Here is a 17,053-nt window from a genome sequence, read left to right on the forward strand (position 1 = left end):
CATTCATTCAGATGCCGGAGGTCACGTTTGGCGGGGCGTTCGTTTGATCCGCTGCGCGCGTTGCGCGCCTGTCCGCCGAAACGGCCGCACATGGCGATGTCCACGTCGCCCGGAATGAAGCGCTTGCCGGCTGCCCTGCGCAGCTTCGTGGCATGTGCGCTCCTGGCGGCCGCTTGGCCTGCGTTCGCCAAGTACGACATCGACATCGACGCGCCGCGCAGCGTCAAGAAGCTGCTGAAGGACCATCTCGATCTGTCGCGCTTCGCCAAGCGCGACGACGTCAGCGACGACCAGTTCCAGTTCCTCGTCACCGCCGCGCCGAAGGACGTGCGCGACCTCGTCGCGACCGAAGGCTATTTCACGCCGGTCGTGCGCACCGACGTGACGACCGATGGCGACAAGCGCAAGGTGACCGTCAGCGTCGATCCAGGTCCGCAAACGAAGATCGCCTCCGTGCAACTGCATTTCACGGGCGCGGTGACGACCGAAGACCGCAATCAGGAGAACGCCGCGCGTTTCGCGTTTTCAGTGAACGAAGGCGATCCGTTCTCGCAAGGCGCGTGGGACGACGCCAAGAACGCCGCGTTGCGCGCGCTCCAGTCGCGGCGCTATCTCGGCGCGAAAATCGTGCGCTCGCAGGCGCGCATCAATCCGCGCGCGCACCTCGCCGATCTCTCCGTGACCTTCGACAGCGGTCCGACCTTCACATTCGGCAAGCTCGATATCAGCGGCACGAAGCGCTATCCGGAAAAGATCATCGACAACGTGAACCCGATTCATCCGGGCGAGATCTACGACGTCTCGCGCGTGAACGAACTGCAACGCCAGGTGCAGAACACGCCGTATTACGCGAGCGTGGCCATCGACGCGGACAACGACGTCAACAAGCCGCTCGAAACGCCGGTGCATCTGAAGGTGAGCGAGTATCCGTACAACAGCATCCGCTACGGTGTGGGTTATGCGACCGATACCGGCTTTCACGTGCAGGGCGCCTACAGCTATCTGAATACGTTCAACGCGGCCTATCCGTTCACCATTTCCGGCCGGCTCGATCAGACGCAGCAGTACGGCCGCGTGCAACTCGCGATGCCGCCCGATTCGCGCGGCTGGGTCAACGCGGTGTTCGGCTCCTACACCATCACCGACGTATCGAGCACAAAGATTTATAGCGGACGCGTGGGCGTGCAGCGCTCGCGTTCGACGCAGAACATCGACACGACGTATTCGCTCGCTTTCTACGACGACCGCATCACGCAAAACGAGCCGAATCCGTCGACGGCGCGCGCGCTCGTGCCCGCGTGGACGTGGGTGCGCCGCGATGTCGACGATCCGCTGTTTCCGCGTCGCGGCAACATCATTCGCGCGGAAGCAAGCTTCGCGGTGAAAGGCTTGATGACCGATCAGACCTTTGCGCGTCTCTACACCAACGCGCTGCAGTATCTGCCGATCACGAAGAACGATCTCTTCGTGTTTCGCGCGGAATTCGGCGGCGTGTTCACGAGCGGGCCGTCGAGCGGCGTGCCGGCGTCCCTGCTGTTTCGCGCGGGCGGCGCGAATTCGGTGCGCGGGTATAGCTATCTGAGTATCGGCAACAATGTGGCGGGATCGATCTTGCCGACCAAGTACATGGTGACGGGCAGCAGCGAGTATCAGCACTGGTTCACGCACGATTGGGGCGGCGCGGTGTTCTTCGACATCGGCACGGCGACGGATACCTGGAGCGAGCGCGTCTTCCAGCCGGGCGTGGGCGTCGGCGCGCGCTGGCGCAGTCCGGTCGGGCCGGTCAACGTGGACGTGGCCTACGGGCTCAAGAACAAGAGCATCAAGCCGTATCTGACGCTCGGCATTGCGTTCTGAACGGGCGCACGAGCGATGGTGGATATCAAGGGCATGACGGAATCGAGCGCACAAGGAAGCAAGGACGAGCCGCGTTGGGATGAAGCGGGCGGCGTCGTTGCGTCCGATGCTGACGCGGGCGGCGGCAATAACGGCGGCAGCGGCGGTTCCGGCGACGATAAAAAGCCGCGCCGCGGCGGCTTCAGGCGTTTCATGCGCTGGTTGGGCGTGCTCGCGCTGGTCATCGTTCTGATCGTCGTGCTTGCCATCGGCACCGTGTTGTTTGTGCTCAACACCGAGCGCGGCACGCGTTACGCGTGGCAGGCGGCGACATCGCTGCTCAAGGGTCAGCTGACCGGCAAGCTCGATGGCGGCGCTATCGCCACCGGCGCGAGTCTGCGCGATGTCCACTGGAAGAGTCCCGACGGCAAGGGCACGGACATAGCGGTCGACAGCGTTTCGGGACGCTGGGCGCTCACGCGCGAGCCGCTGCGCTTTACCATCGATTATCTGCATGTCGGCACCATCGACGCGCGCATCGCGCCTTCGCAAGAAAAGTCGACGAAAACGGAACTGCCGAAGGATTTGCGCCTGCCGATCCAGCTTGCCATCCGCGACCTGAGCGTGGAAAAGCTGCGGTTGCATCAGGGTGCGACGACCACCGAATTCTCGCGCCTGCTCTTTAACGGCGGCAGCGACGGGCAGCATCATCAGGCGACGGTGCAGCGGCTCGACACGCCGTTCGGCGCGGTGACGGCATCCGCGAAACTCGACGGCGGCGCGCGTCCGTTCCCACTTTCCGGCGATGCCGGCTACACCGGCAAGCTAAACGGCGAAGCGGTGCAGGTGGGCGCGCGATTATCGGGCTCGCTGGAAGACCTCATTGCCGACATCGACGCCAGCGGCATGAAGCTCAACGGCCGCGCGTATGTCGAAGCGCTGCCGTTCGGCGACGTGCCGCTCAAGCTCGCCATCGTCAATGTCGATCACGTCAATCCGCAAGCGTTCAGCCCGGGCGCGCCGTTCGCCGACCTCGCCGTGAGCGCCGAAGTGAAGCCGGTCGAGAACGCGCCGGGCTTCGTGGTGAGCGGGCCGGTGTCGATCGTCAACGCGAAGCCGGGCGCCATCGACAAGAAGCTGCTGCCGCTCATCGACGCGCACGCCAACGTGCGGCTCGATGCCTCCGCGCAAAGCATCACCGATCTAAACGTGCGTCTCGTGAAAGACGCGACCGTGACGGGTGGCGGCTCGCTCAAGGGCGGCGACGGCAAGTTCGACCTCAAGGTGGCGAAGCTCGACCTCAACGCAATCGAAGCGAGCGTGCGTCCGACCGATTTTTCCGGGCCGATCAGCGTCGTGCTTGCGGGCGATACGCAAACCGTCACCGCCAACCTGAACGATCCGAAAGCGGCGATCCGCGCGCAAGCCAAGGTGAAGCTCGACCCGAAGCAGACCGCGCTCGACGAAGTCAAGCTGACCGTCGGCAAGGGTCGCGTCGAAGCGAACGGTGTGCTCAAGAAAGATACGAATTCGAGCTATGACCTGAAGGCGAAATTCATCGACTTCAATCCGCTTCTGCTCACGCAGCAGTTGCTTCAGCCGAAGCCCGCGCCCGTCAGGAAAGGCACGCAGAAGAAGCCCGCGCCCGCGCGCGTGATCGAGGCGCGCGTGAACGGCACGCTGGCCGCATCCGGCAGACTCGCGCCCGAACTCACCACCAAGGCGACCTTCAAACTCGCCGACAGCATGTACGACAACTTGCCGCTCACCGGCGAAGGCACGGTGCAACTGGCGGGCATGCGGCTCTTGCCAAGCGCGGCCAAGTTGTCTGTCGCGGGCAACGATGTCGATCTGAACGGCAGTTTCGGCGCGCCCGGCGACCGGCTGCGTTTTCGCGTCGATGCGCCGCAACTCGAGCGCCTCGGCTTCGGTCTCGCGGGGACGGTGAAGGCGGACGGCGATCTGACCGGCTCGATTGCGCATCCGAACGTGGCGGCGAATTATCAGGCCGATGGCGTCGTGTTCGGCGCGAACCGCCTCGGTCATGCGGAAGGTCGCGCGGACATTCGCGATGGCTCGAACGGCGCGCTCGTCTTCACGCTGAAAGCGCGCGATGCGAGCACCTCGGGCATCGAAGTCGCCACGCTCGATGCGAACCTCAACGGCACACGCATGCATCACACGCTCGACGTGACCGCGACCGGCAAGGTTCAGGGGCAGCCGGTGAATCTCGCGCTCGGCGCGAACGGCAAGTTCACCGATGCCGCCGACGGCCCGCATTGGGACGGCACGATCACGAAGCTCACCAACAAGGGCACGCCGTCGGTCAACCTCGAACAGCCGCTGACCGTGAGCTACGGTCCGGCCAGGCTCGTGCTCGGCGCGACGCGGCTCGTCGCGGAAGGCGCGGCGCTCAATCTCAAGTCGTTCGCGCTCGATCACGGCCGCATCCAGTCGGCCGGCACGTTGACGAATCTCTCGGTGCCGCGGCTTCTGGCCGTGCGTCAGGAAATGACGGGCGAGGAGCCGCCGATCCGCACCGACCTCGTCTTCGATGGCGACTGGAACTTCTCGCTCGGCGCCACGGCGACGGGTTATGCGCAGATCAAGCGCCGCAGCGGCGATGTGACCGTGGAAGGCACCCGTGGCGTCTCGGCGCTCGGCATCAACGACATCTCGGCGCGCGCCGATTTCTCCAACGGCAATACGCTCAACGCGACGCTGCGCGCGCAGGCGACGCGCATCGGCGTGATCGAAGCCAACGCGCACACGCCGCTCGCCAATCGCGACGGCATGCTGACCGTGGTCGACGAAGCGCCGCTTTCCGGCGCGATCAACGCGAATATCCCCGAACTGCGCACCACCGGCGGGCTGCTCGGCCCGAGCTATCTGCTGGGCGGCAAGCTTGCGCTCAAGTTGAGCATCGCGGGGATCGTCGCCAAGCCGAATCTGTCTGGGTCGCTGACGGGCGACAATCTTTCGGCGACGGTCGTCGATCAGGGCGTTCAGTTGAAGGACGGCATCATTCGCATTGCGCTGTCGGAGAATCTGGTGGACTTCCAGCAGGTGGAGTTCCACGGCGCGAGCGGCACGTTGCGCGCGACGGGCAAGGTGCGGCTCGATCAGGCACAGCCGGACCTCACCGCGAGCATCATCGCGGACAAGCTGGAACTGTTCGCCTCGCCCGACCGGCAATTGTCGCTTTCGGGCAGCGCGAGTATCGCGAACGCGGGATTGCAGGGCGGCATGGCGATCAACGGCAAGTTCACCGTCGATCACGCGCTGTTCGACTTGCCGGAATCCGGCGCGCCATCGCTCGGCGACGACGTGGTCATCGAACGTCCCGATGGCACCATCAAGGGCGAAAACACGACGAAGCAGACGGTGGCCGCAACGGAAAAACCGGTTGGACCGTTCACGCCGCGGGCGAATATCGACATCGACCTGGGGCAGCGCTTTCGCTTCAAGGGCGCCGGCGCGGATCTCGGGCTTGCCGGCGTCATCAGTGTGACGAGCGCGCCGAACATGCCGCTGCGCGCGGTCGGCAATGTGCGCGTAACGACGCCGGGTTCGAGTTACACGGCGTTCGGGCGCAAGCTCAACATCGAGAATGGCTTCTTCACGTTCAACGGACCGGTGGCGAACCCCGGCATCAATGTCCTCGCGATGCGGCGCAATCAGGAAGTCGAGGCGGGCGTGCAGGTGACGGGCACGGTGCAGGCGCCCGTGGCCAAACTCATTTCCGAACCGAGCGTGCCTGACAACGAAAAGCTCTCGTGGCTCTTGTTCGGTCATGGCACGGATCAGGGCAATAACGTCGGCCAGCAGAGCGCAATGACGAGCGCACTCGCGTTGCTCGGCAGCACGGGCGGCAAGCGTATTGCGCAGACCTTCGGGCTGGATGAATTCACCATCGGTTCGAGCGAAGTGGGCCTGACCGATCCGCAAGTGGTGATGATCGCCAAGGCCATCAACGAGCGGCTGGTGATTGGCTACGAGCAGGGTCTGCAATCGGCCAGCAACGCGATCAAGGCGACACTGAGCCTGTCGCGATTCTGGTCGGTGACGGCGTATGGCGGGACGTTCCAGGGCGTCGATCTGTCTTACACACGGCGCTTCAATTCGTGGATGCGGCTCTTTTCGTCGACGACGCCCACGCGGTCGGAGCGGGCGGCGGCTTCGTCGGCCGCGGCGGCATCCGAGGTGGAGTCGACCACGGAGTAGATCGCTTTGAAGACGTAAGGGGAGAGGGGCATGCGAGTCGATCGCGTGCCCCTTTTTATTTTTACGCCGCACCCGTAACTGATGCCCTATTGCTGATCCCAAAGTCCGCTTCTGATCTGATCGTTCTCAAAGCGCGGGAAAATCCGCAAGAACATTCTCAATATGGATGCGTTACATCAACGATTTATGTAGGAACTTTGTAGTTTTAAGCGTGTTCCTAATCGTTCGCATGGCCCGAGTCAGCATACTCAGCCTTTCGTCAGGAAGCGAGTATGAATTGTTCACGACGCGACCTGACGAATTTTCAAATCGGGCTCAGTCACTCAGGTGACGACTAAGGAATACTTATTATGAAGAAGATCATTCTTCCGCTGGTCGCGGTGTCCATGTCTCTCGCAGGCGCTGCCGCGCACGCCGCACCGGCAGGTAACGGTGGCACGCTGACCATCAACGGAGAGCTGACGGCCAACACGTGCACGGTAAGCGGCAATGCTCAGGGCAACAACTTCACCGTGACGCTGCCGGCGCTTGCCGCAGCGGAACTGACGGACGCCGGCTCGACCGCGGGCGCCACCGGCTTCAACATTGCGCTGTCCAACTGCACGCCGGCCACGGGCAACGTGCACACGTTTTGGGAATACGGCGCGAACACGCTGGCCGACGGCAACCTGAAGAACAACGGCACGGCGACCAACGTCGAAGTCCAGTTGCTGGACTACAACGGCTCGGCCCAAGCCATTGACGTGAGCAAGGCCGACGGTGCGCAGCAGTCGCAAGACGTTGCAATCACGAGCGGCAGCGCAAGCCTGCAATACGCAGCGCAGTACAGCTCGCCGATGGGCGCCGCAACCGCGGGCACGGTGACGAGCCAGGTGACCTACTCGATGGTCTATCAGTAAATCGATTCGCAAACGAGGACGCCCTCGCGGCGTCTTCGTTTAACCCTCGCACGGCGCGCGGGGTCGAGTCATCGCGTCACCGCAAATTTTGTTGAATGTCATGAGTTTCCGAAAAGTCGTTTTTAGCGCAGTGACAGCGGGTGTGCTCGCTCTCGTTGCGATCCTGCCGTTTGCAGCCAATGCGTCCGTCGTCGTCGCGGGCACGCGCGTGGTGTACAACGCCACGGATAGCGAAGTGACGCTTAAGCTGTCCAACGCGGGAAAATCGCCGGCCTTGACGCAGGTGTGGCTCGACAAGGGCGATCCCAAGGTCGATCCGGCTCAGATCGATCTTCCATTTGTGCTCACGCCGCCGTTTGCGCGTATCGACCCGGGCAAGGCGCAGACCGTCCGTATCGCCTATACCGGCGAAGCGCTGCCGAAAGATCGCGAAACCCTGCTCTGGTTCAACATGCTGGAAGTGCCGCCGAAGCCAACCGAAGCTCAGGCCGGCGCGAACTACGTCCAGCTCGCGTTCCGCTCGCGCCTGAAGTTTTTCTTTCGCCCGCAAGGTCTGCCGGGCAGCGCCGACGACGCACCGGGCAAGCTCACATGGCGGCTGTCGTCGCAAGGTGGCAAGTCCGCGCTCGTGGTTTCGAATCCGGCGCCTTATCACGTGACGATCATCGACGCTCATGTGGGCGAAGGCGAACATGCTGCCCGATTCGATGAAGGCGGCATGGTGCCACCGGGTGGCGAGCTCACGCTGCCACTGTCCGGTAAGGCGACCGCGAACGGCCAGGTCTCGTTCACGACCTTGAACGACTACGGCGGTCCCACGAAGCACGAGGCAGCGATCCACTAAGACGCGCTGCATGCGGGCTATCTGACCCATTCACGAGCGACGCGAAGGATGTCGATTCCTTCGCCATCGGTCGGCCACACGCCGGGCGCGAATAGCCTGGCGTTCACGTACACCAAGACTTAATCGTCGCGAGGCAGCGAGCCCCGGATGCCGATGTTTCCCATCGGTGGGGAGCGGTGTTGCCCGCGAATCCGGCTCGATATGAATGAACGCTGCATGGAATCGAATTCGAGGTTCGCTCTCTCGCTGAGTCGGACCAGCGTCGCCGTGATGCTCGCCTTCGCCGCGGCGCATGCCAGGGCCGATGCGAACACGCCGGCTCGCATGGACACTTCGTCATCGTCCGGGGTGCGGCCGGATCGGGCTCAGGCCTCGTCCGATGTCAAGGCTGCATCGAGTGGTGCGGTTGCATCGACGGCATCGACGGCATCGACCTCGACGGCATCGGCCGCATCGGCCGCGCCCGAGTCCGTAGAGTTCGACCCGGGCTTCCTGCGCTTCGCGGGCGCGGCGGTCATGGACGTCAGCCGCTTCGACAAGGGCAACATCGCACTGGCCGGCAATTACCGCGCCGCACTGTACGTGAACGGCGTGTGGCTCGGCATGACCGCCATCACATTGCGCAATGTCGGCGCGCCGGACCATCGCGCGGTCCCGGTCTTCGATCGCGATCTGCTCGCGCGCGCGGGCGTCGATACCATGCGCCTGCCCGATTCCGCGTTAGCGCAACTCGACGCCGCGAACGGCACGGGCGGCGTGGCGCTGCCGGACCTGATCCCGCAGGCGACGGCCACCTTCGACATGGGCGAACAGCGCCTCGACGTGAGCGTGCCGCAAGCGATGATGAGCCGCAACGCGCGCGGCTGGGTCGATCCGAAGCTGTGGGACGAAGGTGTGCCAGCCGCGACCTTGCAGTACAACGCCAACGTGTATCGCTCGAATGGCGGCGGCGTGTCGAACACTCAGGGTTATCTGGGCGTGACGGCGGGTCTCAACTTCGACGCCTGGCGTTTTCGCTACAACGGCAACGTCACGACATCGTCGTTTGGCGGCACGCATGCACAGAGCCTGCAGACGAATGTGCAGCGCTCGCTGATTCCGCTCAAGAGCCAGTTGACGCTCGGCGACTCCTACACCGACGGCTCGATCTTCGATTCGTTCGGCGTGCGCGGCGTGCAGCTCGCAACCGACGACCGCATGTACCCCGAATCGCAGCGCGGCTATGCGCCGATCGTGCGGGGAATCGCCAATACCAACGCGAACGTTCAGGTCAAGCAAAACGGCAATCTCATCTACGAGACGACGGTCGCGCCGGGTCCTTTCGAGATCAACGATCTCTACCCGACCGGCTACGGCGGCGACCTGCAGGTGATCGTCACCGAAGCGGACGGCAGCCAGCACGTTGCATCCGTGCCGTATGCCGCGCCCGTGAATTCGCTGCGCGAGGGGCGTTGGCGCTTGAACGTGGCAGCGGGCCAGTATCGCAATTCGAGCGAATCGGGCCATCCGTATGTCGTGCAGGCCGGTGTGCAGCACGGCGTGAACAACCTGGTCACGCTGTATGGCGGCTCGATCGTCGCCGAAGACTACATTTCGGCGGCGCTCGGCGCGTCGCTCAACACGTCGGTCGGTGCATTCGCCTTCGACGCGACGCAAGCCAATGCGAATCTGCCGAAATCCGGCAGCCGGAGCGGACAGAGCCTTCGCCTTTCGTTCTCGCGCAGCTTCACGCCGACGAACACCGACGTCACGCTCGCGGCATACCGTTATTCGACGAGCGGCTTCCTCGGGTTCCGCGACGCCATGAACCTGCGCGACCTCGAATCGAAGGGCACCGCGTTCATGAGCAACGGCATCCAGAAAGGTCGCCTGCAGCTCACGCTCAACCAGAACCTCGACAAGTGGGGCTCCATTTACGCATCGGGCTACACGCAGAACTACTGGAACAAGCATGGCAACGATACCGCGTTCCAGGTCGGCTACAACACGAACGTCGGGCGCGTCGGCGTGGGGGTTTCGGCTTCGCGCGAACTCGACACGTCAACCGCGAACTGGGACAACCGCGTGATGCTCACGCTGAGCGTTCCTCTCGATCTGGGCACGAACATCGCCAATTCGACGACGAGCTTCTCGCACGACTCGCGCGACAACACGAACCAGATTCAGGAAACCTTCACGGGCACGCTCGGCAAGGACTATGAGATGAACTACGGCGTGAGCGCGGGCCACACATCGGGTGATTCCGGCAGCCACAGCGACAGCCTTAGCGCCAACGTCGGCTATTTCTCGCCTGTCGCGCAGTTGCGCGCGAATGTTGGCCGCGCCAACGGATACACGCAGGCAGGCGCGGGTGCGTCCGGTTCCGTGGTCGCATACGGGGGCGGTCTGGTGTTGTCACCGCAAAGCGGCGACACGTTGGCGATTGTCGAGGCGAACGATGCCGCCGGAGCGCGCATTGCCAGTTCGCCCGGTGTGCGTCTGAACGGCGCCGGCCGCGCGGCCGTGGCGGGCATGCAGCCGTATTCGCAGAACGCGGTGGAGATCGACACCAAGGGCTTGCCGATGGGCGTGCAGCTCAAGACCACCGAGCAGCACTTTGCACCAACGGCCGGCGCGGTGTCGCTCGTGAAGTTCGATACCGAAGACCGAGGCCGCGCAATCGTCATGCGCTTGCGTCGTCTGAACGGCGAGCCGGTGCCGTTCGGCGCGGACGTGCTGGATGCGAGCGGCGAATCCGTTGGCGCCGTGACGCAGGGCAGCCGCGCGATGTTGTATAGCAAGGCCGCGAGTGGCGATCTGATCGCCCGTTGGGGCTCGGCGGCCGATCAGAGTTGCAAGGTGCATTACGCGTTGCCCGAAGCCGACGGGAGCCGGGCGGCATCGACTGCCTTCGCGGATGCAGCCTGCAACTAAGCCGATATCTCCACGACATGAATCTGCAATCGACAAAGACCCGCACGAGCGGCGGCAACATGAACACGTTTGAATGACTATGCGCACACTTGGATCACTTCTGGCTAATCTCGCCGTCACCATCGCCGTCACCGCGACCGGTTCGGCATTCGGAGCGGATGCCACGCTCAACTTCACCGGCACCATCGTGCCCCCGTCCTGCACGGTGGACACCGCTTCGGCGAATCAGACGATCAATCTGGGCAGCGCCAATATCCTCGACTTTCCGAGCGTGGGATCGACGATGAATCCCACGGCGTTCAGCCTGAAGCTGACCAACTGCACGCCGGGCACCACGGTATCGATGGCCGTATCGGGCCAGTCCGACACCGTTCCGAGCGTGCTCAAGAACACCGGCACCGCGACGCAGACCGGCGTGCAACTGCTGCAGGCGAGCAGTGCGGGCGGGACCACCGGTACGGTCGTCACGCTTGGCAACACCTCCAATCGCGGCCAAGTGGACGCGACCAACGCCATGACCATTCCGATGGTGGCGCAGTTCTATCGTCTTGGAACGATGACAGCGGGCACGGTGACGACCTCGGCGACGGTCAACTTCACCTACAACTGACGCGCGCGTGACTTCGACACCCTTTGACGGAATAGCGATATGAAAGGCATCGGATTTGCCCGGCTGCGACGATATGCTTGGATCATCTTGTCGAGCGCGCTGGTTTTGACAGGCGGAATGCAGGACGCATGGGCCGACGCTTGCACGGGCGGAGGTCAGAGTGTGCAGGCCATTCTCCCCGCGACGATTTCGGTGCCGCGCGACTTGCCGGTGGGCGCCATTCTGGCGCCCTGGAGCATCACGTCGATGGTCAACTACGTGTGCACCATGTCGACGACATCCGGTTCCGGCATGTATTCGAAGTTGAATGTCGCATGGCCGAAAAGCAGCGTGACGATTGCGAGCACACCGGGTCCAGGTCTCGCGTCCTATACGGTCTTGCAGACCAATGTGCCCGGCGTTGGCATGGCCATCGCGTTCGACGGCGAGCCGAGTTCGTGTGGCGGCGCGGATTGGCTCGACGTGGTGTCGCCCTCCGTGCGGCCGCCCTACGTGGGCTGGACCTGTACCGCCGTTGGTTCCAACCTCAAAAACTATGGGCGTTGGGCAGTTGCGCTCGTGAAGACAGGCGTTGTGAGCGCGGCGGGTGTGCTGGGCGCGCAGACGCTGGCGAGCTCAAGCTCCATGATCAATTTTGTCCCGGACAGCCCGGGCACCACGCCTTTTTATCTGATCGTCCCGGCGGTGACGGTCGTCCCGCTTACCTGCCAGACCCCCGATGTGCCGGTGCCGCTCGGCACCCATTTTCCGGTGGAGATGGCGTCTGTCGGTGCGACTACCGCGGCGGTCCCGTTCAACATCAGCCTCAACAATTGTCCCTCGGGGATGAATGGCGTCCTGTATGAAATCGATCCCACGACCAGTGTGCTTAACAGTTCGCAATCCGTCGTGGCGCTCAATGGCTCGTCGTCGGCCACGGGCGTGGGCGTGCAGCTACTGGATGGCTCCGGCGCGGTGTTTCCGCTGAGCACGACGAAAGCATTCTCCGGCTATAACAGTTCCACGGGTGGCAGCTATGTCATCCCGATGAAGGCGCGTTACTACCGAACCGGTACCGTGACGCCCGGTCCGGCGAACACGTCGATGATCCTCACCATGATCTATCAATAGGCATCGCCGGGCAGCGCTGCTCAGGTTGCTTGCCACGGACAGACGTCCGAAAAAAAACGCCCATCAAGAGGGGCGTTCCTGTTTCGAGCGTCGCGGTTGTCGTTCAGCGCACCCGCATTCCCGGCGTGGCCCCGCCATGCGGTTCGAGAATATAGAGCCCCGGCTCCTTCTTCTCGTCGGCGGCGGACGCCGCCAGCACCATGCCTTCCGACAGGCCGAACTTCATCTTGCGCGGCGCGAGATTGGCGACCATCACGGTCAGCTTGCCGATTAGATCCTGCGGCTGATAAGCCGAACGAATACCCGAGAACACATTGCGCGTTTTCTCTTCGCCGATATCGAGCGTCAGTTGCAAGAGCTTGTCGGAGCCTTCGACCGTTTTGCAATCGACGATCTTCGCGATACGCAGATCGATCTTCGAGAAGTCGTCGATGGAGATGACGCCTGGCGTCTCTTCGTTCGCTTGCTTCTTGGCGGGCGCCGCGCTCTTAGCCGCACTCGCACTTGTAGCAGCGGCAGAAGCAGCGGCCGCTTCCGGCGCCGCCTGCAACGACTCGCGATTCGCCGCGAGCAAGGCCTCGATCTGCTTCGGGTCGACGCGCGTGGTCAGATGCTTGTACGCGTTCACGGCATTGGCCGACGACAGCGGCATGTCCGCATCCGCCCAGACGAGCGGCGCGATGCCGAGGAACGCCTCGACCGCTTCGATCAGCTTCGGCAACACCGGCTTCAGCGCAAGCGACAACAGGCGGAACGCCTCCAGACTCACGCTGCAAGTCTCGTGCAACGCGACCGAGTTGGCCGGGTCCTTCGCCTGTTCCCAGGGCTTCGCGGTATCGACGTAGCCGTTGACGGTATCGGCGAGATCCATGGTCGTGCGCAGCGCGCGGCCGTATTCGCGTGACTCGTAGAAGCCCGCAATCTGCGGAATCGCGGCGCGCAGTTGCGCAAGCAGCGGATGCTGCATCGCGCTGTCCTGCACGCGGCCGTCGAAGCGCTTCAGAAGAAAGCCCGCCGCGCGGCTCGCGATATTCACGTATTTGCCGACGAGATCGCTGTTCACGCGCGCCTGGAAGTCTTCCAGGTTGAGGTCGATGTCTTCCATCGTGCTGTTCAGCTTGGCCGCGAAGTAGTAGCGCAGCCATTCCGGATTGATGCCGGTATCGATCACGCTTTGCGCCGTGATGAACGTGCCACGCGACTTCGACATCTTCGCGCCGTCGACGGTCAGAAAGCCGTGCGCGAACACGTTCGTCGGCGTGCGATGACCGGAGTATTCGAGCATCGCGGGCCAGAAGAGCGTGTGGAAATACAGAATGTCCTTGCCGATGAAGTGGTACTGCTCGGTCTTCGAACCGGGCTTCACCCATTCATCGAAATTCAGGCCGATACGGTCAGCGAGATTCTTGAAGCTCGCGTAATAGCCGACCGGGGCGTCGACCCAGACGTAGAAGTACTTGCCCGGCGCACCGGGGATTTCAAAGCCGAAGTAGGGCGCGTCGCGCGAGATGTCCCAGTCGGCGAGCTTGGCCTCGCCCTTGTCGCCGAGCCATTCGCGCATCTTGTTCGTGGCTTCGGGCTGCGCGAGTCCGCCGACCCAGCCGCGCAGGAAGTCTTCGCAACGCGGGTCCGACAGGCGGAAGAAATAATGCGTGGAAATCTTGCGGATGGGCGTCGCGCCCGACACCACCGAATACGGGTTGATGAGTTCGGTGGGCTGATAAGTCGAGCCGCAAACCTCGCAATTGTCGCCGTACTGGTCCTTCGCGCCGCACTTCGGGCACTGGCCCTTGATGAAGCGGTCCGGCAGGAACATTTCCTTGACCGGATCGTAGGCCTGTTCGATGTCGCGCGCGTCGATCAATCCCGCTTCCTGGAGCGCGGCGTAGATGGTGTTGCAAAGGACGCGGTTTTCCTCGGCATCGGTCGAATAATAGTTGTCGAAGGAAATGCCGAAGCTGTCGAAGTCGCGCTTGTGCTCTTTCCAAACGCGTTCGATCAGCGCTTTCGGCGTGATGCCTTCTTTTTCGGCGCGCAGCATGATGGGCGTGCCGTGGGTATCGTCGGCGCCGACGTAGTAGACCTCGTGGCCATGCATGCGCAGCGTCCGAACCCAGATGTCCGTCTGAATGTATTCGACCATATGGCCGATATGAATCTGACCGTTCGCATACGGCAACGCGGACGTGACGAGGATCTGGCGAGCGCCGTTCTTGACGGCGGGCGCGGCGGTGGCGATGGCTGAAATCGGTGCTGACATAAGGCGCGGCCCGGAGGAAATGCAGAAGTTGATCGAAGAACGCAAAAAAAGCGATTTTCGATTTTAGCAGGGAGGGGAAGGAAGACGGGGAGGCGGGGAGACGGGGAGACTTGGGCGCGGCAGCCGAAAACCATCGCACCAAAAAAAACCGGGGTCCAAAACCGGGCCCCGGAGCAACAACGACAAGAGGAGAATGGCAGGTGGCGGCCTCGCCGCGCGCCTACCGTAAAGACAGACACGCGCCGTGCGCCCAAGTTTCAAATTTTTTTCAGGCGGCTTCGCGCGCTTTGCCACGCTGCGCCGGCATCTGCCGATTCTCCTTATAAATCAGAAATTTATTGCACTTGGCCCGGCTGTGCCGTCGCGCGCAGGTAAATTTCCACGCGACGATTTTGTGCGCGGCCTGCTTCGGTCGAGTTGTCGGCGATCGGCTGGTTCTGTCCCATGCCCTGCGACGACAGACGCTGACCGGCGACACCGTGCGTGGCGATATAGGAAGCCACGCTTTGCGCGCGATTCTGCGACAGCGTCTGGTTGTAAGCCGCCGTGCCGGTGTTATCCGTATGGCCGATCACGTTGGCGATCAACTCCGGATGCTGCTGCAACGTTTGCGTGACGGAGTTCAGAACCGGATCGAACGTCGGCTTGATCGCGTAGCTGTTGGTGTCGAAAGAGATCGAGTTCGGGATGTTGACCTTGAGCGATCCGTCTTGCTGCTCGGTCACCTGCGTGCCGGTGCCCTTTGAGTCGCCGGAAATCTTGTTGCGAATGGCTTGCCAGTTGTAGCCGGTCACACCGCCGACAGCCGCGCCTGCAGCCGCGCCGATTGCCGCGCCCTTGCCGCCGCCGAAAATCGCACCGAGGCCAGCGCCGGTCGCGGCGCCGACGCCTGTGCCGACCGCCGCATTGTTACCCTGCTCCGTCGCGCAGCCCGCGACCAGTGCGCCAGCAACGACGAAAACCGACAAACGGGTCATCAACTTCAACTTCATGTTTGATCTCCTTGAATCAACGAGCGATTCGGCGCGCCGCGCCGACAGTACGTAAGGGTCTTCGGACGTGCGTCCGGACGAACCTCTACAATTATGAGAAATGAGAGCGCGTCAGTCGCCAGTGGCGATGCATCCCCGGAAACAATTACCGCGCGCAATAGTGCAATGCGCGGGGACGCGGCGCAACGGCTCTAACAATTACTTTCACTTTCCTCAGTTTGTTGCAATGCGCCGTCGCATCAGCACAAACCATTCCATGGAGTTGCAATGAGTATCGACCGCGCGAAGATCGACGCCGCACTAGCCACACTGACCGATCCGAACACCAGCCGCAAGTTCGTCGATACCAAAAGTATCCGCAACGTTTCGCTACAAAACGGCACGGTCTCGGTGAGCGTCGTACTGGGCTATCCGGCGCGTACGCAGTTCGCGGCCACGGCCAAACTGTTCGAGGATGCGTTGCGTGCGGTGCCCGGCGTGGAAGACGTCGTCGTCGATGTGTCCTCGCAAGTCGTCGCGCACGCGGTACAGCGCGGCGTAAAGCTGCTGCCGAACGTCAAGAACATCATCGCGGTGGCGTCGGGCAAGGGCGGCGTCGGCAAGAGCACGACAGCCGCGAACCTCGCGCTCGCACTGGCGGCGGAAGGCGCCAATGTCGGCATGCTCGACGCGGACATCTATGGCCCGTCCTTGCCGATGATGCTCGGCATCTCCGGCCGGCCGGAGTCGCCCGACAATCAGTCGATGAATCCGCTGATCGGTCATGGCATTCAGGCGAATTCCATCGGCTTTCTGATCGAGCAGGACAACCCGATGGTCTGGCGCGGCCCGATGGTCACCTCCGCGCTCGAACAACTGCTGCGTCAGACCAACTGGAAAGACCTGGATTATCTCGTCGTCGACATGCCGCCGGGCACGGGCGACATTCAGTTGACGCTCTCGCAGAAAGTGCCGGTGACGGGCGCGGTGATCGTCACCACGCCGCAGGACATCGCGCTGCTCGACGCCAAGAAGGGCCTCAAGATGTTCGAGAAGGTCGGCATTCCCATTCTCGGCATCGTCGAAAACATGAGCACGCATATCTGCTCGAATTGCGGGCACGAGGAGCATATCTTCGGCGCGGGCGGCGGCGAGCGCATGGCGAAGGAATACGGCGTCGAGATTCTCGGCCAGTTGCCGCTCGATATCGCGATTCGAGAACGCACCGATGCCGGTCAGCCGACAGTCGTTTCGCAGCCGGAAAGCCGGATTGCCGAGACGTATCGCGCGATTGCGCGGCGCGTGGCGATTGCCATTGCCGATCGTCAGCGCGACATGACGTCGAAGTTTCCGAGCATCGTCGTGCAGAACACTTGATGTGGCGCG

Annotated in this window: 10 protein-coding genes; 8 read left to right on the forward strand and 2 right to left on the reverse strand. The window is 62.9% G+C overall.

Annotation, left to right across the window (positions count from 1 at the left end; all coding sequences use genetic code 11):
* Nucleotides 1–114: 114 nt before the first annotated feature.
* The 7 genes from QCE79_RS03095 (at nt 115) to QCE79_RS03125 (ending at nt 12,436) form a co-directional block, all read left to right on the forward strand.
* Nucleotides 115–1,857: an autotransporter assembly complex family protein gene (locus QCE79_RS03095; protein WP_244827979.1), complete on the forward strand. Its 1,743-nt coding sequence runs from the start codon at nt 115–117 to the stop codon at nt 1,855–1,857.
* Nucleotides 1,858–1,872: 15 nt separating this feature from the next.
* Nucleotides 1,873–6,060 carry a translocation/assembly module TamB domain-containing protein gene (locus QCE79_RS03100; protein ID WP_309841772.1) on the forward strand — a complete coding sequence of 1,396 codons (4,188 nt, stop codon included), beginning with the start codon at nt 1,873–1,875 and terminating at the stop codon, nt 6,058–6,060.
* 350 nt (nt 6,061–6,410) lie between these two features.
* Complete coding sequence (locus QCE79_RS03105) at nt 6,411–6,959, forward strand: fimbrial protein (RefSeq protein ID WP_250463559.1); 549 nt, start codon at nt 6,411–6,413, stop codon at nt 6,957–6,959.
* A 100-nt stretch (nt 6,960–7,059) separates the two neighbouring features.
* Nucleotides 7,060–7,803 carry a fimbria/pilus periplasmic chaperone gene (locus QCE79_RS03110; RefSeq protein ID WP_309841777.1) on the forward strand — a complete coding sequence of 248 codons (744 nt, stop codon included), beginning with the start codon at nt 7,060–7,062 and terminating at the stop codon, nt 7,801–7,803.
* A gap of 216 nt (nt 7,804–8,019) precedes the next feature.
* Nucleotides 8,020–10,716 carry a fimbria/pilus outer membrane usher protein gene (locus QCE79_RS03115; protein WP_309841780.1) on the forward strand — a complete coding sequence of 899 codons (2,697 nt, stop codon included), beginning with the start codon at nt 8,020–8,022 and terminating at the stop codon, nt 10,714–10,716.
* 73 nt (nt 10,717–10,789) lie between these two features.
* Complete coding sequence (locus QCE79_RS03120; protein WP_250491926.1) at nt 10,790–11,326, forward strand: fimbrial protein; 537 nt, start codon at nt 10,790–10,792, stop codon at nt 11,324–11,326.
* 39 nt (nt 11,327–11,365) lie between these two features.
* Nucleotides 11,366–12,436: a fimbrial protein gene (locus tag QCE79_RS03125; protein ID WP_309841783.1), complete on the forward strand. Its 1,071-nt coding sequence runs from the start codon at nt 11,366–11,368 to the stop codon at nt 12,434–12,436.
* 103 nt (nt 12,437–12,539) lie between these two features.
* On the opposite strand, the gene metG is transcribed toward QCE79_RS03125, so the two are convergent.
* On the reverse strand, nt 12,540–14,696 hold the full coding sequence (metG, locus tag QCE79_RS03130; RefSeq protein WP_309841785.1) for a methionine--tRNA ligase: 2,157 nt from the start codon (nt 14,694–14,696) through the stop codon (nt 12,540–12,542).
* Nucleotides 14,697–15,031: 335 nt separating this feature from the next.
* Nucleotides 15,032–15,688, reverse strand: coding sequence for an OmpA family protein (locus QCE79_RS03135; protein ID WP_244827286.1), 657 nt, complete (start codon nt 15,686–15,688; stop codon nt 15,032–15,034).
* A gap of 267 nt (nt 15,689–15,955) precedes the next feature.
* Between QCE79_RS03135 and apbC the strand changes: the two genes are divergently transcribed.
* The gene (apbC, locus tag QCE79_RS03140; RefSeq protein WP_309841791.1) at nt 15,956–17,044 is read left to right on the forward strand and encodes an iron-sulfur cluster carrier protein ApbC; all 1,089 of its coding nucleotides are present in this window, start codon (nt 15,956–15,958) and stop codon (nt 17,042–17,044) included.
* Nucleotides 17,045–17,053 lie beyond the last annotated feature (9 nt).

This window comes from Caballeronia sp. LZ003, assembly GCF_031451465.1.
In the GTDB taxonomy this organism is placed as follows: domain Bacteria; phylum Pseudomonadota; class Gammaproteobacteria; order Burkholderiales; family Burkholderiaceae; genus Caballeronia.

Bases quoted from the DNA above. Each gene is read 5' to 3' on its own strand.
- QCE79_RS03110 (WP_309841777.1), top strand. From the start codon at position 7,060: ATGAGTTTCCGAAAAGTCGTTTTTAGCGCAGTGACAGCGGGTGTGCTC.
- QCE79_RS03125 (WP_309841783.1), top strand. From the start codon at position 11,366: ATGAAAGGCATCGGATTTGCCCGGCTGCGACGATATGCTTGGATCATC.
- metG (WP_309841785.1), bottom strand. From the start codon at position 14,696: ATGTCAGCACCGATTTCAGCCATCGCCACCGCCGCGCCCGCCGTCAAG.
- QCE79_RS03095 (WP_244827979.1), top strand. From the start codon at position 115: ATGAAGCGCTTGCCGGCTGCCCTGCGCAGCTTCGTGGCATGTGCGCTC.
- QCE79_RS03100 (WP_309841772.1), top strand. From the start codon at position 1,873: ATGGTGGATATCAAGGGCATGACGGAATCGAGCGCACAAGGAAGCAAG.
- QCE79_RS03115 (WP_309841780.1), top strand. From the start codon at position 8,020: ATGGAATCGAATTCGAGGTTCGCTCTCTCGCTGAGTCGGACCAGCGTC.
- QCE79_RS03120 (WP_250491926.1), top strand. From the start codon at position 10,790: ATGACTATGCGCACACTTGGATCACTTCTGGCTAATCTCGCCGTCACC.
- QCE79_RS03135 (WP_244827286.1), bottom strand. From the start codon at position 15,688: ATGAAGTTGAAGTTGATGACCCGTTTGTCGGTTTTCGTCGTTGCTGGC.
- apbC (WP_309841791.1), top strand. From the start codon at position 15,956: ATGAGTATCGACCGCGCGAAGATCGACGCCGCACTAGCCACACTGACC.
- QCE79_RS03105 (WP_250463559.1), top strand. From the start codon at position 6,411: ATGAAGAAGATCATTCTTCCGCTGGTCGCGGTGTCCATGTCTCTCGCA.